Source organism: Micromonospora sp. NPDC005194 (assembly GCF_040608335.1).
Taxonomy (GTDB): domain Bacteria; phylum Actinomycetota; class Actinomycetes; order Mycobacteriales; family Micromonosporaceae; genus Micromonospora.
Genome location: NZ_JBEXIA010000034.1, coordinates 1 through 20,215, shown reverse-complemented (window position 1 = coordinate 20,215; position 20,215 = coordinate 1). Strand labels below are relative to the sequence as shown.

The 20,215-nt window shown below is 73.8% G+C and carries 17 protein-coding genes; 6 read left to right on the top strand and 11 right to left on the bottom strand.

The features are described 5' to 3' along the window. Positions 1-216: 216 nt before the first annotated feature. Positions 217-1,269: a hypothetical protein gene (locus ABZU53_RS24770; protein ID WP_355067765.1), complete on the top strand. Its 1,053-nt coding sequence runs from the start codon at positions 217-219 to the stop codon at positions 1,267-1,269. Between the two features lie 293 nt (positions 1,270-1,562). After that, entirely contained in the window at positions 1,563-2,768 is a 1,206-nt protein-coding gene (locus ABZU53_RS24765; protein WP_355067763.1) for a low temperature requirement protein A, read from the top strand. Between the two features lie 43 nt (positions 2,769-2,811). Here the strand turns inward: ABZU53_RS24765 and ABZU53_RS24760 are convergent, their stop codons facing one another. Then, positions 2,812-3,639 (bottom strand): hypothetical protein, encoded by an 828-nt coding sequence (locus ABZU53_RS24760; RefSeq protein WP_355067761.1) that lies wholly within the window; start codon positions 3,637-3,639, stop codon positions 2,812-2,814. A 252-nt stretch (positions 3,640-3,891) separates the two neighbouring features. On the opposite strand from ABZU53_RS24760, the gene ABZU53_RS24755 reads away from it, so the two are divergent. Then, the gene (locus ABZU53_RS24755; protein ID WP_007460667.1) at positions 3,892-4,098 is read left to right on the top strand and encodes a hypothetical protein; all 207 of its coding nucleotides are present in this window, start codon (positions 3,892-3,894) and stop codon (positions 4,096-4,098) included. 230 nt (positions 4,099-4,328) lie between these two features. Here the strand turns inward: ABZU53_RS24755 and ABZU53_RS24750 are convergent, their stop codons facing one another. From ABZU53_RS24750 to ABZU53_RS24735, 4 genes are all read right to left on the bottom strand, one after another. Then, on the bottom strand, positions 4,329-6,422 hold the full coding sequence (locus ABZU53_RS24750) for an amino acid transporter (protein WP_355067759.1): 2,094 nt from the start codon (positions 6,420-6,422) through the stop codon (positions 4,329-4,331). A gap of 100 nt (positions 6,423-6,522) precedes the next feature. After that, complete coding sequence (locus ABZU53_RS24745) at positions 6,523-6,912, bottom strand: hypothetical protein (RefSeq protein ID WP_355067757.1); 390 nt, start codon at positions 6,910-6,912, stop codon at positions 6,523-6,525. A gap of 490 nt (positions 6,913-7,402) precedes the next feature. Then, complete coding sequence (locus ABZU53_RS24740) at positions 7,403-8,173, bottom strand: DUF5995 family protein (protein ID WP_354862756.1); 771 nt, start codon at positions 8,171-8,173, stop codon at positions 7,403-7,405. A 134-nt stretch (positions 8,174-8,307) separates the two neighbouring features. Further along, positions 8,308-11,205, bottom strand: coding sequence for an AAA family ATPase (locus ABZU53_RS24735; RefSeq protein ID WP_355067756.1), 2,898 nt, complete (start codon positions 11,203-11,205; stop codon positions 8,308-8,310). A 192-nt stretch (positions 11,206-11,397) separates the two neighbouring features. Here ABZU53_RS24735 and ABZU53_RS24730 point away from each other — a divergent pair, with 192 nt between their 5' ends. Beyond that, complete coding sequence (locus ABZU53_RS24730; RefSeq protein WP_355067754.1) at positions 11,398-13,653, top strand: adenylate/guanylate cyclase domain-containing protein; 2,256 nt, start codon at positions 11,398-11,400, stop codon at positions 13,651-13,653. A gap of 3 nt (positions 13,654-13,656) precedes the next feature. On the opposite strand, the gene ABZU53_RS24725 is transcribed toward ABZU53_RS24730, so the two are convergent. Both ABZU53_RS24725 and ABZU53_RS24720 read right to left on the bottom strand, forming a co-directional pair. Beyond that, positions 13,657-14,202: a YciI family protein gene (locus tag ABZU53_RS24725; protein WP_355067752.1), complete on the bottom strand. Its 546-nt coding sequence runs from the start codon at positions 14,200-14,202 to the stop codon at positions 13,657-13,659. 59 nt (positions 14,203-14,261) lie between these two features. Then, entirely contained in the window at positions 14,262-15,080 is an 819-nt protein-coding gene (locus ABZU53_RS24720) for a class I SAM-dependent methyltransferase (RefSeq protein WP_355067751.1), read from the bottom strand. A gap of 21 nt (positions 15,081-15,101) precedes the next feature. Here ABZU53_RS24720 and ABZU53_RS24715 point away from each other — a divergent pair, with 21 nt between their 5' ends. Beyond that, positions 15,102-15,299, top strand: coding sequence for a hypothetical protein (locus ABZU53_RS24715; RefSeq protein ID WP_354862749.1), 198 nt, complete (start codon positions 15,102-15,104; stop codon positions 15,297-15,299). A gap of 23 nt (positions 15,300-15,322) precedes the next feature. On the opposite strand, the gene ABZU53_RS24710 is transcribed toward ABZU53_RS24715, so the two are convergent. From ABZU53_RS24710 to ABZU53_RS24695, 4 genes are all read right to left on the bottom strand, one after another. Continuing rightward, the gene (locus tag ABZU53_RS24710; protein ID WP_355067749.1) at positions 15,323-15,889 is read right to left on the bottom strand and encodes a dienelactone hydrolase family protein; all 567 of its coding nucleotides are present in this window, start codon (positions 15,887-15,889) and stop codon (positions 15,323-15,325) included. 55 nt (positions 15,890-15,944) lie between these two features. Continuing rightward, complete coding sequence (locus tag ABZU53_RS24705; protein ID WP_355067747.1) at positions 15,945-17,051, bottom strand: nucleotide disphospho-sugar-binding domain-containing protein; 1,107 nt, start codon at positions 17,049-17,051, stop codon at positions 15,945-15,947. Positions 17,052-17,114: 63 nt separating this feature from the next. Further along, the gene (paaK, locus tag ABZU53_RS24700) at positions 17,115-18,422 is read right to left on the bottom strand and encodes a phenylacetate--CoA ligase PaaK (RefSeq protein WP_354862246.1); all 1,308 of its coding nucleotides are present in this window, start codon (positions 18,420-18,422) and stop codon (positions 17,115-17,117) included. 78 nt (positions 18,423-18,500) lie between these two features. Continuing rightward, complete coding sequence (locus ABZU53_RS24695) at positions 18,501-18,950, bottom strand: MarR family transcriptional regulator (protein WP_238660760.1); 450 nt, start codon at positions 18,948-18,950, stop codon at positions 18,501-18,503. Positions 18,951-19,086: 136 nt separating this feature from the next. On the opposite strand from ABZU53_RS24695, the gene ABZU53_RS24690 reads away from it, so the two are divergent. Beyond that, positions 19,087-20,215, top strand: a 1,129-nt coding sequence (locus tag ABZU53_RS24690) for an MFS transporter (RefSeq protein WP_355067744.1), incomplete at its 3' end; no start/stop codon positions are given.

Here is a 20,215-nt window from a genome sequence, read left to right as displayed (position 1 = left end):
GGTCGTCGCGCGGAACGCCGTCGAACGGCGCACGGGGCCCGCCGGTTCCGTCCTGCCGTGGCTGCGACGCTGCGTCACCCGTCAGGCACCACCCGAGGTGACCGTCCCGACCATCGTGCCGACGACCGGTCCTCTCTGTCATCGGCAAAGCACGTGTGCAAAGCTGCGGCGAGTTTTTCTCGTGACTTTTTCGATGAAATGAGAGGGAGGTTCGCCGTGGAGTGGTCTATCGGACACTCGCTGATAGTGGTACTGGCGTTGTTGCTGGGCCTGGCCGCCGGATGGTTGCTGCGCGGCCGGCAGGACACGCGGGCCAGCGGGCAGGGTCAGTCGATCGTGGACGGTGACCCCGTCGCCGGCCTGGCCGTGATCGACGCTCCGGTGCCGCCGGCCGCCACCGACGAGGCCTCCCCGGCGGCGGCCGTGGACGCCCCCCCGGCCGCGGTCACCGAGGAGCCGACCCCGGTGGACACGGTCAGCGCACCGGCTGCGGTGACCACGCGGGACGACTCCGCCCCGGACGCCGTCGACACGGGCGACATGGCCCTCACCGACGCCCCGCCGCCCGTCCCCGCCACCGAGCGGACCGACGCGGTCGACGAACCGCCCGCGGTCGCGGCGGAACCGGAGCCGGTCGCGGTCGACGAGCAGCCCGCCCCGGCGACGGTGATCGCCCCGCGGCAGCCGATGGACGACAGCATCGACACCCTGCCGTCCGAGGCGTCCCACGCCGAGGCAACCCCGGCGGAGGTCGCGCAGGCGGAGACCAACCCGGCCGAGACCACCGAGGCCGAGGCCATCCCGGCCGAGACCAGCCCGGCGGAGACCAGCCCGGCCGAGACCACCGAGGCCGAGGTCACGCAGGCCGAGACCACGGACGCCGAGGTCACCCCGGCCGAGGCGACGCCGGCGGTTGCGGCGGGCGCGACCTCGGCGGACGTCGAGGACGCCGAGCCGGTGCGGGCCGCCCCGCCGGTCCGGATGGCCGAGACCACGCCGACGCAGGCGGACACCGAACCGACGGGCCCGGCGGACGACTTCCGCCGGATCCAGGGGGTCGGGCCGAAGATGGCGGCCGCGTTGCAGGCGGCCGGCGTACGCACCTACCGCCAGCTCGGCGAGCTGGACGAGCCGGCGCTGCGCGACCTGATCCGGACCGCCGGTCTACGTGCGGCACCCGCGTTGGCCACCTGGCCCCAGCAGGCGCGGGTGCTGGCCGGTGCCGGTGACCAGGCGACCGCGGTGTTGCCGGGTGGCAGCCAGGGCTGAGAGCCGACAGCGAACCCCCGGGCGCCCGTCTTCCCGACGGTCGGCCCGGGGGTTCCGTCGTTGTGGCGGAGCAGCCGGGGGCCGAGAGCCGGGGCCGTGATCGACCCGATGTCCCGAAAACCGGGCCATCCACCCGCCCGGACACCCCGGCCTCAGGAAAGCCGAGTCGATCAACCGCCTCCCCGGTCGGGGGACGACCAGACGAATCCGGAGTGGCGCGTCCGACCGCTGGCTAGCGTCGGTCGAGGTGGGCCGGATGGCTCGCCGCGTCCACCGGCACCGCAGGAGCAATCGTGCACCTCTCCGCGCCGGAGCCCGGGGACCGCAAGAGCCGACCGCCGGTGCGCGACCCGGATGCCCCCCGCCGGGTGACGCTGCTCGAACTCTTCTTCGACCTGGTGTACGTGGTCGCGCTCGCCCTCATCTCGCGGGGCATGGTCAACCAGCTCGACTGGCATCGGGCCGGTCAGTCGTTGATCCTGCTGGCCGCCGTCTGGTGGACGTGGGCGATCACCACCCTCGTCACCGACCTGTACGACCCGGACCGCACCGAGATCAAGCTGCTGATCAGCGCCGTGATGTTCGGCGCCCTGTTGATGACCACCGCGATCCCGGAGGCGTTCGGCGCACGGGGAATCGTCTTCGCCGCCACGTACGTGGCCATCCACCTCGGGCGCGGGCTGTTCCTGGTGCCGGCCGTGCGCCGGGAACCGCAGACCCAGCGCAGGGCCGTGCGCATCTTCGTCTGGTTCGCCGTGTCGGCGATCCCCTGGATCATCGGCGGGTTCGTCAGCGGCGACGCCCGGCTGGCGTGCTGGGCCATCGCGCTCGCCATCGACTACGGCGGCTTCCGGCTCGCGTACCCGGTGCCCGGGTTGGGGGTGGTGCCGGAGCCGCAGCGCAACGTCACGGCCGAGCACCTCTCCGAGCGGTACCAGCAGTTCTTCATCATCGCCCTCGGCGACGCCATCCTGACGATCGGCACCATGTTCAACCTGGCCCACTCCGCGGCGCAGAACATCGCGTCGTTCGCCGTGGCGTTCGCGACCACCCTGCTGCTCTGGCGGATCTACGTCCACAAGTCCGGCCAGCTGCTGCCGACGGCGATCAAGATGTCCGGGGCGCCGGGCAAGTTCCTGTTCACCGCGCCGTACACCCACCTGCTGATGATCTCCGGAGTGGTGGTCACGGCCTCCGGGTTCGACCTGGTGCTGCACGACGACCCCGGCCGTACGCCGCCGGCCTGGGTGGCGGTGATCCTCGGCGGCCCGGCGCTGTTCCTGGTCGGCCGGTCCTCATTCGAGTACGAGGTGTTCAGCCGGGTGTCGCCGTCGCGGGCCGGCGGCCTCCTGGCGCTGCTGACGATCGCGCCGGCGGCGATGTACCTGCCGCCGCTGTGCGCCTCCCTCGGCGCCCTGCTGGTGTTGGCCGGCGTCGCGTACGCCGACTATCGCCGCAGTCGCGGCAAACCGCCGGAGTCCCCCGCCCCGCCGCACTGACTCCCCGCACCGGCCAGCACCGGCAGGCCGATCCGGTGGTGGCTCACACCAGCGCTTCCGCGTACCCCCGGACCTGCAACCGTCGCCCGGCGGTGCTGCCGAGGCGCACCTGAAGGCCCAGCGGAGCGGCGGCCCGGCGTACGTCGTCCAGGTGCAGCGAACCGTGCCGGTCCACGGTCAGTACCGGCGGCTCCTCCAGCTCGCACTCCGGCGCGTGGAAGGAGAGCAGGGTCACCGAGGTGGTGAGGTAGCCGGGGTAGGCGGCGCGAGCGGCCGCCTCGTCCGGGTGGGCGAGCACCACCAGGTCGTCGAGGTGGGCGAAGTCGGCGGCGAGCGCGCCGGCCTTCCAGTGCGCCGGCTCCTCGACCATCCCGGTGTGGTGTCGGGACCGGTTCGCCGACGTGATGTAGAGGTGATCGGTGCCGGTCTCGGCGAGCGCCCGCTCGAAGAACGTGTTGGACGGGCAGGTCAGACCGGGAGCGATGACCTGGGTGGTACGCAGGCCGTGGTCGAGCTGGGTGAGGTGTTCGGGCAGCCGGTCGGCGGCGGGGCCCCGGAATCCGAACGGCCCGGCGCCGTAGAGGGCGTCCATCAGCGCCCGCACCCGGCCGATCGGCAACCGGGGCGAGATCCGGGACCAGTCGAACATTCCCGGGACCCGTCCGATGGCGGTGGTGATGCTGCCGACCTGGTGAACCGGGCGGCCCTTGGCCAGGTTGACCCGGCGGACGGTGGTCGCGTCCGGCCGGGTGACGATCGCGTAGAAGTTGGCGAACGCCACCGCGACGACCGCGCCGCCGGCGAGCGCGCGGGCCGCGACCGCTACGTCCTCGGGGCGGTCGATGGACAGAAATGGGGTCGGCGCGTTCATGGGTCCTCCTCGGCGGGGCCGTGAGGCAGTTCTACGTCCGGTCGCCCGTACCGCGGCCGGGTCGGTCGGCGATCCGATAGCCGACCGTCGGGACGCGATGCGGGCGGCCGATGCCGACGCGGTACCGACGGCGGACGGCATCGGCCGGACGGAGGATCCGGCGTAGGGGCCGGACGCCCACCGTTAGCCGCGCGACCCGATTGGGTACAACGCCTGCACCTCAGATCCACCACATTCCTTCAGGAGGCAGCGATGCGCGGCACCTCGATACTCGGAGTCATCGTCGTGATCTGGCTGGTGATCGGCGCCATCGCCGGCGGCCAGCGGGGCTACTACAGCGGCGACGACACCAACTGCGCCGAGGCCGGCACGATCCTGGTCACGATCGTGGCCGGACCGCTGAACTACATCGGGGCCAACCCCAAGGTCGACTGCAAGCTGCCCGAGCCGTCCAAGTAGGACGAACACGGTCCACCGGCCCGCGCCCGTCCAGGGCGCGGGCCGTTTGCCGCCCGGGGTTGAGGGGCACGGTGCCCGCCGCGGGCACCGTCACACCGCGCAGCGCGTCCTAGGAGGCTGGTTCGGAGGCGTGGGCGGCGTTTGTCGGTCCCGAGCCAATACGGACAGGAAGGTGTGAAACGTGAACAGTGCTGCCATTCATCTTCAACGGCACCAGACGGTGCGCGCGCTCACCCGCCGACGTGGATGCCGGGCCGACGCAGCGGGTCGGGCTCGATACGGCGAATGATCTCCCGTACCACCGGCGGGGTGTCCCCCTGGCCGAGGATCAGGTAGCGCAGCAGATGCGCGATCGGGCTGCCCTCCGACCACTCGAAGTGCGCGTGCGGGCGTACCCCGGTGGCGTCGCGCAGCGCCAGCAGGATCGCGGCGATCGCGTTCGGCGCGGCCGGGCTGCTGGCCCGCAGCACCCGGAAGCCGGCCACCTCGACGCCGTGCACCCGCAGCACCTGGCTGAACCCCGACGGATCCACCACGTCGATCTCCAGGAACAGCACGTCGGCGGCCCCGGGCACCGGGTTGATGCTCCGCTGCGCCCGCTCCTTGATCGTGTACTCCTTCGCCGAGCCGCTCTGCCGCTTGTTGGCGATGAGGTGCAACTGCCCGTCATGAGCCAGCGAATCGGCGACGAACCGGCGGGCCGGCTCGTCGAACTCGATCCGCTCGGCGCGCAGCTCCGTCGTCCGGGTGACGCGGGAGATCAGCGACACCACGATGATGCCCAGGATGAACAGCGCCGAGATGGTGATCCCGTCCGGTTGCTCGACGACGTTCTCCAACAGCGCGTACAGCAGCACCAGGGTCAGCACCGTGAAGCCGATGCCGGCGGCGCGCTGGCGGTGCCGGACCGCGGAGATGGTCACCGCCACCGCGCCGGAGACCATCATCGCCAGGATGCCGGTAGCGTACGCCCCGGCCTGGGCGTTGACGTCGGCCCGGAAGGCGATCGTGATGGCGACGCTGACCACGGTGTAGACGATCACCACCGGGCGTACCGCGCGCGCCCATTCCGGGGCCATGCCGTACGAGGGCAGGTAGCGGGGCACGATGTTGATCAGGCCGGCCATGGCCGAAGCGCCGGCGAACCAGAGGATGAGCACGCTGCTCACGTCGTAGACGGTGCCGAAACCCTCGCCGAGATAGGTGTGCGCCAGGAAGGCCAGCGCCCGACCGTTCGCGGGGCCGCCCGGGCGGAACTCGGCGGCGGGAATGAGCGCGGTGGTCACGAAGGTCGTCGAGATCAGGTACACCGACATGATCAGCGCGGCGGTGGTGAGCAGCCGGCGGGTGTTGCGGATCCGGGCGGCCAGCCTGGCCGCCGGGTCCGGGCCGTCGGCCGACACCAGCGGCATCATGCTGACGCCGGTCTCGAAGCCGGACAGCCCCAGCACCAGCAGCGGGAACGCCAGCACGGCCGTGATCAGGACGTGGCCCGCCCCGCCGCCCGCGGTCAGCGCGGTGGTCCAGTCCGACACGATGGCGGGGTCCTCGACGATCCGGGTCACCGCGACCACCACGATCACCGCGTTGAGGACGAGGAAGACCGCCACCAGCGGGATGGCCACCACGACGGCCTCGCGGAAGCCGAGCAGGAACACGCCGCCGAGGACGAGCAGCAGCGCCATGGTGACCAGCACCGGCACCGCCGGGCCGTGCAGGGCGTCCGGCAGGTACGGGTTCTCCAGCAGGTGCACGGTGGCGTCGGCCGAGGACAGGGTGATCGTGATGATCCACGAGGTGGCCACGAACCCGAGCAGCACGAGCACGAAGATCTTGCCCCGCCAGAACGGCAGCAGCCGTTCCAGCATCGCGACCGAGCCCTGCCCGTGCGGGCTCTCCTGGGCCACCCGGCGGTACATGGGCAGCATGCCGAACAGGGTCAGCGCGACGATCAGCATGGTCGCCAGCGGGGACAGCGCACCAGCGGCCACCGCCGCGATGCCCGGCAGGTAGGACAGGGTGGAGAAGTAGTCCACGCCGGTCAGGCACATCACCTGCCACCAGGGGTGCCGGCGGCTCTGCCCCTCTTCGGCCTCCGGGCCGGGCGGCTGCACCTGGTGCTGGAAGAGCCACCGGCGCAGCGGGCTGGCCGGCGGCGCCGACCGGGCCGGACTGTCGACCCGCTCGGGCACCACGACACCCCGCCGGCCGCCGGAGTGCGGGCGGGCCGGGTCGCGGGCGGCGCGCAGGGCCGGGTCCGGTCCCGTCGGCGTATGGCGTCGTCCGTTCCAGCGTCGCGGTCTCGCCCGGTGCTCGTCAGCCATCGCCCGTCCCACCCTCGCAGGTCCTGATCCGACGGTAGGTGGTGCCCGGCGGTCCGACCGGCGGAACCGGGTACGCGGATGGCCTGCTCAGGGCAGGTCCTCATCCGGCGAGCAGCCGAGCGAGGGCCGGCGGGTCGGCAACGGTGACCGTGGCCGCCGGATGCCGGGGCCAGCCGCCGGGCGCCAGAGCCGGCACCGGTACGCCGAAGCGCAGGCAGACCCCGCCCGCCGTGCTGCTGCCGAAGCTCACGCCGCCGTCGACCAACGACAGGTGCGGGCCGATCACCCGCCACCAGCGGTACGGGCCGCCCACCTCGGCGCCGAGCACGTTGTCCCGGCCGGTGCGCAGCCGCCACGGCCCGTACCGGATCAGGAGGTCCTGGTCGGTGACGGCGACCCAGGCCGTCGCCGGCCGCACACCCAGCAGCGCCAACGGCGGACGGAACGCCGGGTCGAAGCGGAACGGAAACCGGGCCAAAGCGGCGGTCATCGCGCACCGGGACGGGCGGCGGGTCGCGGTACCGGGCCGCCCGGCCGCAGCGGACCGGGCCGCGCGGGGCGGGGTCGGGCGGCGGGCCGACGCCGGGCCAGGACGGTCATGGCGCGGGCGTACCCCGTACGAGCCGACCGACACCCCCGGCCGGTGCCCCGTTGACGACCGAGCACACCGCGGCCGGTCCGGCCCCCCACCACCGTGCGGTGGCCCGTACCCCCGCGTGGCCGCTGGGCCGGCCGGCGGCCCGTCCCGTCACCGCCGACCGGCACAGCGAGCCCGGCCCGCACCCGCTCCCCCGCCGCCGGCCGGCAACCCCCGGGCCGGCCGACGACGGCAGACGGTCGACACCCCCCGAGCCGACCGGCTGACTCCCCGCCGCCGCCGGTGAACACCGGTCGACCCGCGGGTGGTGGAGCTGGTGGGGCGGACGCGCCCCCGCGCTCCGCCGCCCCCACGGGCGGAGCGCGGGGACCCCCCGTCCCGGCTACTGCAGGAACGCCCCGAGGGGCGAGAGCAGCAACCGGCCGAGCGCCGCGGCGTTGTCGTCCAACCGCGTGCGCTCACACTCGCGGGCGTCCGGATCGTGCCGGCACCGCCAGATCTTCTGCGCGTTGCGCCAGGCGACATCGCGGGTGTACTCGACCAGTTCCCCCTGGTACCAGTCGTCGATGTCGCCGTTGAGCATGTCGATGAGCAGCTGCCACCGCTCCAGATAGCCTCGGCGCAGGCCGGGGATCTTGTCCGCGAAGATGTTGTTGATCTCCAGGTAGTCGTGGTGCTGGTCGGTGCCGTCGACCGGCTCCGACTCCAGGTGGTCGAACGTCGTCACCAACGCGAACGGCAGATCGAAGTTGATGTGCGCGTTCACACCTGCCGCCGCCGACGGCAACGGGCGAGCGTCCGGCCCGCGCATCCGCGAGAACAGACACGACCACGCCTTCGGCGTGCCGGGGCTGGAGTCGGTCCACAGCCGCAGGGCGTCGAAGTAGCGGGCCGCGAACTCGACATCCAGCCGGGAGAGGAACACCGGGTCGACGAAACGGTCGTCGTACAGACCGTCCAGCACGCTGCTGGTGATCGTCAGGTAGAGCTTGTTGAAGTCGGCGAGCGGGCAGCTCGCCTCCAGCGGCGGCAGCCGCACCAGCATGTCCTGGAGCTTGGTGAGGTGATCGACCACCGCTGGCACGTCCGCCGGATGGTCGGCCAGCAGGTCGACGATGTCCCGGTGCACGGGCCCCCAGACGGGTTCGGTCATCTCTCCTCCATTGTGGTCGTGACGCCCCCGCGACGCCGTCGACGGGGCTCAGCCTCTCAGCCGAGGGCCGCCGCCGGGATCAGTAGAACGACGTATCCCGGCGCGCACACGCGCCGGGATACGTACCGGTGCCGTCAGCCGCGGGAGTTGCGCAGCATGATCGCGCTGGCCTGGACGCGGGTGCGGACCTGGAGTTTGTCGAAGATGTGCGACACGTGCACACCGATGGTCCGCTCGCTGATGAACAGCCGCTGCCCGATCTCCTTGTTGGTCAACCCCTCGGCGACGAGCGCGAGCACCTCCCGCTCGCGCGCGGTGAGAGCAGCCAACTCGTCGCCGACCGGCTCGGCCGACGCGGCGGCGCGCGCGCCGTCGGCGACGCGCTCCTGCAGCGACACCCGGGCCCGCCCCGCCAACTCCCGGATCTCCGAGGTCAACGGCACCGCGCCCAACCCCTGCGCCACTCCGTACGCCTCCCGCAGGAGCTTGCCCGCGGTGGCCACCCGACTGCGCCGGGCCAGCAGAGCCTCCGCCTGCCGCAGGCGGGAGTACGCCGCCGGATAGGGGTGGTTACGCCGGTCCCACTCGGCGACCGAGGTGGCCCACAGCTCGGGGTCGCTGCCGTTGAGGCGGCTCACCTCGGCGGCGCACAGGGCCAGGAAGCCCTCCACCACCGAGCGCACCGGTCGGGCCGCTCCGGCGCTCTTGCGGGCCATCCGGTCGGCGACGTCCCGCAGCCGGCGTACGGCCGTCGGGTCCACGTCCACGGTGCGGCTGGAGTGCGCCTCCGCCTCGGCGCGCAGCCCGTGCCAGACCAGGGCGGACAGGATCATCACGTCGTCGGAGCGGCTCTCGGTGAGGCCGCGCTGGACCGCCAGCCGCGCCACGTCGTGCCGACCCTCCCACATCGCCAACCCGGATCGCAGGGTGAGCAGCGGGATGACGTGGCGCGCTCCACCGCCGGCGAGCAGGGTCGCCACCGCGTCGAGGTCCCGACCGGCGGCCTCAATGTCGCCGTAGCCCACCGAGAGCCGGCAGCGGGCGAGCAGCAACTCGACGGCGTCCGCGCCGGACGGTCGGTGCCGCAGGGCCACGGCGACCACCTTCTCCGCCTCGGCCCACTGGCCCACCCGGAACAGCCCGTTGATGGCGATGGCCAGCAGCCGGGTGCCCCAGGTGCGGCCCAGCCCCAGCTCGGCCACCCGCTCCGCGCCCCGCCGTGCCACGACCACGCCCTCTTCGAGGATGTTCAGCGGCCCGGTCAGCAGCTCCGCCAGGTGCAGGTAGGCGCAGGCCACGTCCTCGGGCTGGCCAGCGCGCTCGGCGGTGTCGAGGGCGTCGCGCATGACCGCCAGACCGGCGTCCGGGTCTTCCAGAAAGGCGTCGCTGAAGCCCAGCGCCGAGCTGGCCAGCACGACCTCGGTGGCGGAATCCTCCGCGTTCTCGGCCAGCGCCAGCGCCTCCCGTGCCCGCTCGCCGGCGTCGGCGTAGCGGCCGAGGTGCAGCAACAGCTCGGCCAGCCGCGCGGCGGCGGCGGCCCGGTCCCGCGGCGAGCAGTCCGCCGCCTCCAGCGCCCGCTCGTACTCCTCCTCGGCGAGCGCCGAGCGCCCCGCGGCAGCCAGGTAGCGAGCCCGGCGAATGTGCAGCGCGCAGCTCGGCCCACCGCCTCGCAGCGCGGCCAACTCCTCCAGCAGGGCCAACGCGCGGGCGTGCTCCCCACAGTGGTGGGCCGCCTCGGCGGCGTTGCCGAGCAGCTCGATCCGGTCCACCTCCAGCGAGCCGGAGTCGCCGGCCAGGTGCAACGCCGCCGTCCAGTGGCGGTGCGCCTCGGCGTAACCGTGCAGCCGCTCGGCCTCCTGCGCGGCGGCCACCGCCGCCGGCAACGCCCGCGCCGGCTCGCCGGCCAGCCGCCAGTGATGCGCCAGCCGGGCCTGGTGCAGTTCGCCCGGCGCCGCGGTCAGCGCCTCGGCGTAGCGGCGGTGCAGCCCGGAGCGTTCGGCCGGCAGCAGCTCGTGCGCCAGCACCTCGGCGACGAGGCGGTGCCGCAGCCGGTAGCCGTCGTCGGCACCGACCAGCAGCCGGTGCGCGACCGCGGCGCGTGCGGCGTCGATCAGCTCGTCCTCGGGCAGCCGCAACACCTCGGCCAGCAGCCAGTGCTGCACGGGCTCGACGCCCGCCGCCACCGCGTGCACCACGGCGTGCGCGTGCTGCGGCAGCGCGTCGACCCGGTCGAGGAAGATCTCGCGCAGCGTCTCGGACAGCCCGTCCCGCCCGTCGCGCAGGTCGCGGGCCAACTCCTCGATGACGAACGGGTTGCCGCCGCTGCGCTGCCACACCTGCTCGGCCGCGTCGGGCGGAAGCGCCCGGCCGACCACCGCGGCGGCGAGCTGCTCGGTGCCGGCGCGGTCCAGCGGGGACAGGTCGAGCACCCGGACCGTCCGCAGCCGGCGCAGCTCGGTGAGCACCCGGCGCAGCGGGTGCGCGCCCTGCAACGATTCGGCCCGCACCGCGGCCAGCACCGAGAGCTGGAGGTCACCGAGACCGGCCAGCAGATAGAGCAGGAGCTGGCGGGTGCTGCGGTCGACCCACTGGAGGTCGTCCAGGATCAGCACCAGCGGTCGCCCCTCGGCGATCAGGTGCAGGCCCCTGGAGACGCGTTCCAGCAGGGCGCCCGCGCCGTCCGGGCCGCCCGTCTCGTCGGCGAACATCTGCAACAGCCCGCGCACCGCCGAGGAGGTGCGCGCCTGCGCCGCGGACAGGTCCCCGTCGAAACGCCGCAGCGCCTGCAGCAACGGGTGCAGCGGCGAGGCGTCGCCGATGTCCAGGCAACTGCCGGTCAGCACCAATGCGCCCTGGTCGCGCAATCGGGCACCGATCTCACCGAGGAGGCGGGTCTTGCCCACACCGCTCTCACCGGTGAGGAAGACGGCGGCCGTCTGCCCCTGTGCCACGTCACCAAGCAGCGCCGACCGAACCGTCTGCACCAGCTCGGCCCGGCCCACGAGCGGTGCGGTGTCCACATCGCTGGCCATGGGACGCAGCCTAATCACACGCCCCCGTACCGTTCTACGGCCATCTGCCGCTTGTGGTACTCCTCGCGTCGACATTGCGACTAAAGGTTGCGGGTGGCCGACATACGTCGTTCTGCCGATCCCCCGTCAGCCCAGGAATGCCAATCTCCGAGGGTCGTCAGCCATCAGCGGGGGAAGGACCGGTGCGCACCCATGATCACTATCGTCGCCGACACGCAGCGGACCGACCGCCCACACTGGCCGGTGGCCGAGGAGAGACGGACGGTCACCGTGCTGTTCGCCGACATCGTCGGCTCCACCGCACTTGTCGACCGGCTCGACCCGGAGGACGTCCGCGCGCTGCAACGGGCGTACTTCGACACGGTCGCCTCCGTGCTGCGCCGCTGGCACGGCGTGGTCGAGAAGTACGTCGGCGACGCGGTGATGGCGCTGTTCGGGGCGCGACACTCCGACGGCTTCGACGCGTACCGGGCGGTGCGGGCGGGGCTGGAGATCCAGGCCGCGCTGGATCGCCGGCCGATCCTCGGCGACATCACCCTGCGGGTGCGCGTCGGGGTCGCCACCGGCGAGGCGGTGGTCGACCTGGGCGACGCGGTCAGCGGCGGCCACGGCGTGGCCAGCGGCGCGGTGATCACCACCGCGGCCCGCCTGCAGGAGTACGCCGCACCCGGCGCCGTCGCGCTGTGCGCCGCCACGGCGCGGGCCACCGCCGGTCTCATCGTGCAGCGTCAACTGGCGCCGGTGCCGGTCGCCGGCCGGGTACCGCCGATGCCGGTGTGGCATGCCGCCGGCCTGGCGCGACCGGGCGCCGACCGACACGACGGCCCGCTGATCGGGCGACGTCGCGAACTGGCAAGCATCACCGACCAGGTGACCCGGGCGCTGCACGAGCGCGAACCGCGCTGGGTGTCCCTGGTCGGCCCGAGCGGCAGCGGCCGCAGCCGACTGCTGCACGAGCTGGCCCGCGCGCTGCGCACGGTGGACGGGATGCCGGTGCGCTGGTGCGTGGTGGGCTGCCCGCCGTACCCCGACCAGGTGCTCGCGCCGGTCGCCGAGCTGGTCCGCGGCGTCGCCGGCATCCGCCACGGCGACGGCCCGGCGGCGGTCCGCGACCGCCTGACCGACGCTCTGACACCGCTGTACCCGCCGGACCGGGTCGCGGCGGCGGTGGTGGCGCTGCAATCGCTGCTGACCACCCCGGACGGTTCGGCCGAGGCGCTGGCCGCCGCGGCGGTCTGCCGGGACGTGCTGCTGCGCCTGGCCGCCCACCGACCGCTGGTCGTCGCCGTGGACGACGTGGACCGTGCCGCGCCCGTCGTGAGTCACTTCCTGCACGCGCTGTTCACCGCGGCGGCGGCACGCGGGCTGCCGCTGGCGGTGCTCACCGTGCATCAGCCGCAGTGGGCCGACACCCGACCCGGCCCGGCCCGCCGCGTGCCGATCCGTCCCCTGGCCACGGTGCAGTCCGGGCGGCTGCTGCGCCACCTGCTCACCCGGGCGGGGCAACCGGTGACCCTGGCCGACCGGCTGCTGCCACTGGTGGCGGGCCGTCCCGGCCACGCGGCGGCGTACGTGCGGTCAATCGTGGACGGCGCCGACCGGGTGACGCTCCCGCTGCCCGACGCGGTCCGCCGGGCCGTCGGCGCGGAGCTGGACCACCTCGACGGTGAACGACGGGCGGTGCTGATGGCCGCTGCCACCACCGGCGGTCCGGTCTCCGGCACTGCGGTCGACCGGGCCCTCGGTTGGGCGCCTGGCCAGTCCGCATCGGCCCTACGCGGGCTGGTCGCGGCCGGGCTGCTGCTCCCCCGGCGCGCCGGGGGGTACGTGTTCGCCGCGCCCGCGCTGCGCCAGGTCGCCGCCGAGCGGTTGCCCCGCGCGTTGCGGGCCGTCTTCGGCCGCCGTGCCGCCGAAGCACCGCGCCTCGACACCGTCCGCCCGGACGCCCTCGACCCCACCTCGGTCCGTCGCGCCGCGGACCGTTCCGCCGCAGATCACCCTGTCGCGGACCGCCCAGCCGACATGGCGCGTCTCGACGCCGTTCGCTCCCGGGCTGGCCGCCTCGGCGCCGTCTTCGCGGTGGTGGCCCCGACGGTCTCATCGCGCCGCACCGAACCGCCGCGCCGACGTCTCCCGACGGCGACGATGGCCACCGCACCGGCCGCGCCGAGTCGCGGGGCCATCCGCCCGGCGGGTGCCCGCCGCCTGCGCGCCGTCGCGTCCGCCAGTGACGTGCCTCCGACCCGAGCGTCCGCGACGCCGACCAACACGGGCGGGCACTGGCTTGCGGACGTGGTCCGGGCCCCGGCGACGATCCGTGCGGTGCCTACCGTGCCGGGGCCACCCGAACGCGGCGGACCCGCCGGCGTCGGCCCACCGGCCAGGGTCGTGCGCGCCGCACCTCGCCCCCCGTTGATCCACTGGCCGAACGGCCTGGCCGCCGCCTGAGGGTCAGACCGGTCGCCCGCCGAACTGCCAGTGGTGCACCTCGACGTCGGCGTACCGCTCCACGGTCAGGATGGCGCGCGCCGCGTCCGGGGTCGGCGCCCGAACCAGCGCGGCGGTGCCGAGCCAGGTGTCGCCGTCGTCGGACAGCAGCGGCCCGTACGCGATCAGCTCGTCCCGGTCGGGCGGCACGGCCAGGTCAACGGCCGGCCCCGCGCCGAGGCCGAGCACCAGATACCGGTTGCCGCCGGTCCGACCGCCGGGAAAGTCCCACATCGTGCGGCCCAGCGTGTTGCGCCACCGGCGCAGCAGCACATCCCGGTACACGCCGGCCTGGTAGTTCGGCTCGTCGAAGGCGAACGCCCGCGCGGCGCCCGGGTCGGGCACGTCGACGATGTGCACGCTGCCGGTGGCCGTGTCGCCGGACAGGGTAGGGCCACGCGCAATCATCTCCGCCGCGAACCGGTCCATGTAGGTCCAGTGCTCGGCCAGCAACTCGTCGCGCAACGTCGCCGAGTCGGGCCGGTCGCGGTGGTAACACAGGAACTCCATGCCGCCCATTCTCGACGCCGTGCCCCACCCCCCGGCGGGGCGGGCACAGCCGAGTCGTCCTACGGCACGGACGCCGAGGCCAACAGCGCGGCGGTGGGCAGCGCGAGCAGGCCATCCGGGTCGCGGTAGGCGGCGGTCAGCTCGTCGTACGCGGCACGAATGCGGGCGATCACCGCCGGCGGCTGGGTCTCCATCAGCAGGCCGGGCCCGCTGATGCCGTTCGCCGGGCCGCTCCACCACGCCTCGGGGTCGGTGCGGTGCGCCCAGGTGATCGTCTCGCACCGCACGTCGGCGAGGCCGGGGGCGTCGAGCAACCCGGCGAACCCCTCGGGGGTACGGGGAAAGTCCCGCTCCGCGTCCACCCTCGGCATCGAGGTCGGGCGGTCGACCCCGGCAGCGTCGAAGACCTCGCCCCAGAGGCTCTGCGCCTCGGGCGGCGGGTGGGGCCAGATCGTCGCCGCGATCCGTCCGCCCGGCCGGACGACCCGTCGGAGTTCGGTGATCGCGGCCACCGGGTCGCCCACGTGATTGATCACGAAGTTCGCCACGGCCGCGTCGAACTGCCCGGAGTCGAACGGGAGATGGGGCAGAGCCGCGAGGCTAACCTCGTCGGCGGACGGGAGCCGGCTGCGGGCCAGGTCGACCATGCTGGGCTCCGCGTCGACGGCCACCACACTGGCGCCGCGCGCGCACGCCAACCCGGCGACGGTCCCGGAACCGGTGCCGACGTCGAGCATTCGGGTTCCGGCATCGACGTGGGCGGCGTCCAACAGTGCCGGGGCGGGATGGGCGCACAGCAGCGCGAAACTGCCGTCGTACGCCGCCGCCCGCCCGGCCCAGCGCGACCGCTCGTGGTCGTCGAAGGCTGTGGTCGTCATTCCCGCACCCCCGTGAGGATCATGATTGCCGCCACGATAGCGCCCCGTCGAGGGTCCGACGGCCCCCGCCAACGCGCCGTGCTCGCGCTGCTGCTGGCGGCCCGGGGCGAGGTCGTCTCCGTCGGCCGGATGATCGAGGAGCTGGGGCGGGGTGACGCGCCACCGCGGGCGATCGTCTCTCTCTCCACTCCCCCGCGCATCGGCGCCACCACCCGCTGAACGTCGGGTGGCCCGGCCGGCGCTCAGTCGGCGGTGAGGAAGGCCAGCACCCGGGGCCAGACCTGCGCGGCGGCGTCCGGGGCGTACTCGGCGAGGTCGGGGTCGGTGAACAGGTGTCCGGCGCCGGGATAGCGGAACACGGTCAGGTCGGTGCCAGCGTCGGTCATCGCCCGCTGCCACTCGTCGACCTCGTCCGGCGCGTCGTACGGGTCCGGGTCGGCGACGTGCAGCTGCACCGGCAACCCGGGCCGCGCCGTGTCCGGCGCGCCGCCGGTGCCGTGCAGCAGGAGCAGGCCGGCGGCGTCGGGGCGCTCGGCGAGCAGCGCCCCGGCGACGCCGGCGCCCATCGAGAAACCGGCGAGGACCGTCTGCGGCGGCAGGTCGCGCAGCGCCGCGCGGGCCCGGTCGAGCACCACCTCGTGGCCGATCTTGTCGAGCAGCGCGAAGCCCTCCTCGACGGTGTCGGCGGCCGGGACGCCGTACAAATCGGGGGCGGTGACCTGGTGCCCGGCGGCGCGCAACCGGTCGGCGGCGGCACGAACGGCCGGCCGCAGCCCGTACACGGAGTGGAACAGCACGACGTGTCGCATCAGGCCATCCTGCCGCAGCCGGGCGTGGGCGCGGCTGTGGCACGCGGGGCGGGGATCAGACCAGCGCCGTCAGCCGGGCCACCAGGGCCGTCGGCGGTGGCATCGCGGCGATCTCCTGGCTGACCTGCCCGGCGGCCGTCCGCAGGCTCTCGTCGGTGAGCAGTTGGGTCAGTGTCTGCGCGGTGATGTCGGCCGGACGCAGCGCGAGGCCGGCGCCCCGGCGGGCCACCAGCTCGGCGTTGTGCCGCCGGTCCCCCGGGCCCACCGTGGCCAGTTGCGGCAGGCCGGCGGCGAGGGCGCCGTAAACGCTGCCCGCCCCGCCGTGGTGCACCAGCGCCGCGCTCGCCGGTAACGCCTCGTCGAGCGGGATCCAGTCCACCACCCGGACGTTGCCGGGCAGCGAACGGGCCGAGCGCTCGTCGGGCCGGACCAGCACGATCTCGGCGTCCACCTGGGCCGCGGCGGCCACCACGGCGGGCATCGGGCCCCGGTCGCCGGGGCCGGTCAGGGTGCTGCGGGTGACCAGGATCCGCTGTCGCTCGCCCGGCTCGCGCAGCCAGGCCGGCAGCTCACCACCGCCCACGTAGGACGTGTAGCGCATCGGCCAGCCGGCCTGGGCGGCCACGCTGGGCGGGGCCACGGCGAGGGCGGCGGCGGGTGGCGGCAGCTCCACGAGGCCGTGCCGGCGCAGCGCGGCCCCGAGCCGGGCGGTGGTCGCGCCGACCAGGTCCCGGCCGTCGAAGAGGGTGTTCTCCTGGCGTACGGCCGGCACGTCGAGCAGCGCCGCCGCCACCGCGCCGGCGACCGCGAACGGCTCGTACACCACCAGATCCGGTCGCCACCCGGTGGCCAGCGTGACGACCGGGTCGGTGAGCTGGTCGTTGAGAGCGCCGAAGAGCAGCCCGGCGCCCCGGGTGCCGGCGGTGCCGGCCAGTTCGGCGCGCGCGATCAGCGGATGGCGGGGAAGGACCCGCAGCGCGATCCGGCCGAAGTCGAAGCCGGGCGCGACGTCGTGCACGGCCAGACCTGCGCCGGCGGCGGCCATCGCCCCACCGCCGGTGGCCACCAGCACGTCGTGGCCGGCGTCGCGCAGCGCGACGGCCAGCGGCACCAGGGGAAAGACGTGCCCGACGAGCGGGGCGGAGACCACCAGCACGCGCATCTCGCGGATCCTATGTCGACACCGCCGGGCGCGGTGCCCCGTTGACCCCGCGCCGCCGCGCCGTCAGTCGCCGTCGCGCTGGTCGACGATGCGGCGCATCTTACCCATCGACCGTTCCACCGAGTCCGGGGCGAGCACCGCCACCGCGACGCTCACCCCGATGGTGTTCTTCACCAGCTCGACCAGCGCCGCGCCGGCCCGCTCGGCGGCGTCCACGGCCACCCCGACGCGCCGCTCCACCCGTACGGTCAGGGTGTCCAGCCGGCCGCGCCGGTCGAGGACGCACTGGAAGTGCGGCGACAGCTGCGGCGTGCGCAGGATCAGCTCCTCGATCTGCGTGGGGAAGACGTTCACCCCGCGAACGATCATCATGTCGTCCGTCCGGCCGGTGATCTTCTCGATCCGGCGCATCGGCCGCGCGGTGCCGGGGAGCAGCCGGGTGAGGTCCCGGGTGCGGTAGCGCACCACCGGCATCGCCTCCTTGGTCAGCGAGGTCAGCACCAGCTCGCCCCGCTCACCGTCGGGCAGCACTACCCCGGTGACCGGGTCGATGATCTCCGGGTAGAAGTGGTCCTCCCAGAGGTGCAGCCCGTCCTTGGTCTCGACGCACTCGGTGGCCACGCCGGGGCCCATCACCTCGGAGAGCCCGTAGATGTCGACCGCGTGGATGTCCAACCGCTGTTCCATCTCGCGGCGCATGTCCTCGGTCCACGGCTCCGCGCCGAAGATGCCGACCCGCAGCGAGGTGGTGCGGGGGTCGACGCCCTGGCGCTGCATCTCGTCGACGATGGCGAGCATGTAGCTGGGCGTGACCATGATGACCTCGGGTTCGAAGTCGCGGATCAGCAGCACCTGCCGTTCGGTCATGCCGCCGGAGACCGGGATGACCGTGCAGCCGAGTTCCTCGGCCCCGTAATGGGCGCCCAGACCGCCGGTGAAGAGCCCGTAGCCGTACGCGACGTGCACGCGGTCGCCGGGACGGCCGCCGGAGGCGCGGATGGACCGGGCCATCAGCCGGGCCCAGGTCCGCAGGTCGTCGCGGGTGTAGCCGACCACTGTGGGTCGACCGGTGGTGCCGGAGGAGGCGTGCAGTCGGGCGACCCGCTCCCGGGGTACGGCGAACATGCCGAACGGGTAGTTGTCACGCAGCTCCGCCTTGCCGGTGAACGGGAAGCGGGCCAGGTCGGCGAGGTCGCGGCAGTCGTCGGGGTGCACGCCGGCGGCGTCGAACGCCCGGCGGTAGTGCGGCACGTGGTCGTACGCGTGCCGCAACGACCAGCGCAGCCGTTCGCGTTGCAGGGAGCGCAGCTCGTCGATGTCGGCGCGCTCGATCGGCTCCAGCTCTTCGGGACGAGGGGTGCGGTCCTGCATCGCCTGCCTCCTTGCGCGACGGTCCCGGTGCGGGCTGCGGGTACCGTACGCCCGCCGTCGCCCGGGCCGGCGGGGCGGTCAGCGGGCGGCTGGCAGCCGGTGCAGGGCGTCGACCAGTGGCGCCAGCTCGGGGGTGGCCTCCGCCTCGGCGAGCGCGTCGGTGAGCACCCGGTCGTGGGTCGGTCGGGTCTGGGCGAGCAGCTCGGAGCCGGCCGGGGTCAGCTCGGTGTAGATGCCGCGCCGGTCGTCGGCGCAGAGGATCCGGGTGAGCAGCCCTCGCTGCTCCAGGCGGGTGACCAGCCGGGTGGTGGCGCTACCGGAGAGCGCGGCGGCGCGGGCGAGCTGGCTCATCCGCATGTGCCAGCCGTCCTGGCGGGAGAGCGCGTCGAGCACCGTGTATTCGACGACGGAGAGGTCGTGGCCGGCCTGCAGGGCCCGCTCCAGGGACGTCTCGATCAGCCCGTGCAGGGCGGCGAGGGTGCGCCAGCCCTGCGCGCGGATCTCGACCGCGTCGTCGGCGATGCCCATGGCGGCCTCCTCGGTGTGATCTGAAGGGGCCCCAGGCTACCACGCTTGCGCCGATATCAAGCGCGTGCAAGTATTTCTTTGCCGGCGCGTGTAATTGCACGCGCCGCATATCTGTTCCCCTCCCGATGGGAAGACGATGTCCGTACGCCACAAGTCCCTGCCGCCCGGCCTGATCGCGCTGGCCATCGGCGCCTTCGGCATCGGACTCACCGAGTTCGTGATCATGGGGCTGCTGCCCGAGGTGGCCGCGGACTTCGCGGTCACCGAGCCGGTGGCCGGCTGGTTGATCTCCGGCTACGCGCTCAGCGTGGCCGTCGGCGGGGTCGCCCTCACCGCGGCGGTCACCCGACTGCCCCGCAAACCGGTGCTGCTCGGCCTGATGGTGCTCTTCATCATCGGCAACCTGCTCTCCGCCGTCGCCGGCGACTACGCCGTGATGATGGCCGGTCGGATCGTCGCCGCGCTCTGCCACGGCGCGTTCTTCGGCATCGGCGCGGTGGTCGCCGCCGGCCTGGTCGCACCGGCCCGCCGGGCGGGCGCCATCGCCATGATGTTCGCCGGCCTGACCATCGCGAACGTGCTCGGCGTGCCCTTCGGCACCTTCCTCGGGCAGCACTTCGGCTGGCGGTCGACGTTCTGGGCGATCACCGCCATCGGGGTGGTCGCCCTGATCGGGCTGGCCCTGCTCATTCCCACCGGCGACACCGCGGACGCCGACCGCCCGGCGGGCGGGCTGCGCGGCGAGTTGCGGGCCTTCACCCACCCCCAGGTCTGGCTCTCCCTGGTGATCACCGTCCTGGGCTTCGGCGGGATGTTCGGCGCGTTCACCTACATCGCCTACACGCTCACCGAGGTCAGCGGCTTCGCCACCAGCACCGTGCCGTGGCTGCTCGTCCTCTTCGGAGTGGGGCTCTTCGCGGGCAACCTGCTCGGCGGCCGGGCGGCGGACAGGTCACTGTCACGCACCCTGGTCACCGTCCTGGCGGTGCTCACCGTGGTGCTCGTCGGCTTCGCGCTGACCGCAACCAACCCGGTGCTGACCATCGTCGCGCTGGTGCTGATGGGTGGGTTCGGCTTCGCCACCGTGCCGCCGCTGCAGATGCGGATCATGCGCTACGCCCACCAGGCGCCGACCCTGGCGTCCGGGGCGAACATCGCCGCGTTCAACCTCGGCAACGCGTTGGGCGCCTGGATCGGCGGGGTGACCATCGCCGCCGGACTCGGCTACACCTCGCCGATCTGGGCCGGCGCCGCGCTCACCCTGG

Coding starts and splice junctions, on each gene's coding strand:
- ABZU53_RS24735 (WP_355067756.1), bottom strand. CDS start 11,205: ATGGCCAGCGATGTGGACACCGCACCGCTCGTGGGCCGGGCCGAGCTG.
- ABZU53_RS24760 (WP_355067761.1), bottom strand. CDS start 3,639: ATGAACGCGCCGACCCCATTTCTGTCCATCGACCGCCCCGAGGACGTA.
- ABZU53_RS24725 (WP_355067752.1), bottom strand. CDS start 14,202: ATGGAGTTCCTGTGTTACCACCGCGACCGGCCCGACTCGGCGACGTTG.
- paaK (WP_354862246.1), bottom strand. CDS start 18,422: ATGCAGGACCGCACCCCTCGTCCCGAAGAGCTGGAGCCGATCGAGCGC.
- ABZU53_RS24695 (WP_238660760.1), bottom strand. CDS start 18,950: ATGGGCATCGCCGACGACGCGGTCGAGATCCGCGCGCAGGGCTGGCGC.
- ABZU53_RS24705 (WP_355067747.1), bottom strand. CDS start 17,051: ATGCGCGTGCTGGTGGTCTCCGCCCCGCTCGTCGGGCACGTCTTTCCC.
- ABZU53_RS24755 (WP_007460667.1), top strand. CDS start 3,892: ATGCGCGGCACCTCGATACTCGGAGTCATCGTCGTGATCTGGCTGGTG.
- ABZU53_RS24750 (WP_355067759.1), bottom strand. CDS start 6,422: ATGGCTGACGAGCACCGGGCGAGACCGCGACGCTGGAACGGACGACGC.
- ABZU53_RS24730 (WP_355067754.1), top strand. CDS start 11,398: ATGATCACTATCGTCGCCGACACGCAGCGGACCGACCGCCCACACTGG.
- ABZU53_RS24740 (WP_354862756.1), bottom strand. CDS start 8,173: ATGACCGAACCCGTCTGGGGGCCCGTGCACCGGGACATCGTCGACCTG.
- ABZU53_RS24720 (WP_355067751.1), bottom strand. CDS start 15,080: ATGACGACCACAGCCTTCGACGACCACGAGCGGTCGCGCTGGGCCGGG.
- ABZU53_RS24745 (WP_355067757.1), bottom strand. CDS start 6,912: ATGACCGCCGCTTTGGCCCGGTTTCCGTTCCGCTTCGACCCGGCGTTC.
- ABZU53_RS24710 (WP_355067749.1), bottom strand. CDS start 15,889: ATGCGACACGTCGTGCTGTTCCACTCCGTGTACGGGCTGCGGCCGGCC.
- ABZU53_RS24715 (WP_354862749.1), top strand. CDS start 15,102: ATGATTGCCGCCACGATAGCGCCCCGTCGAGGGTCCGACGGCCCCCGC.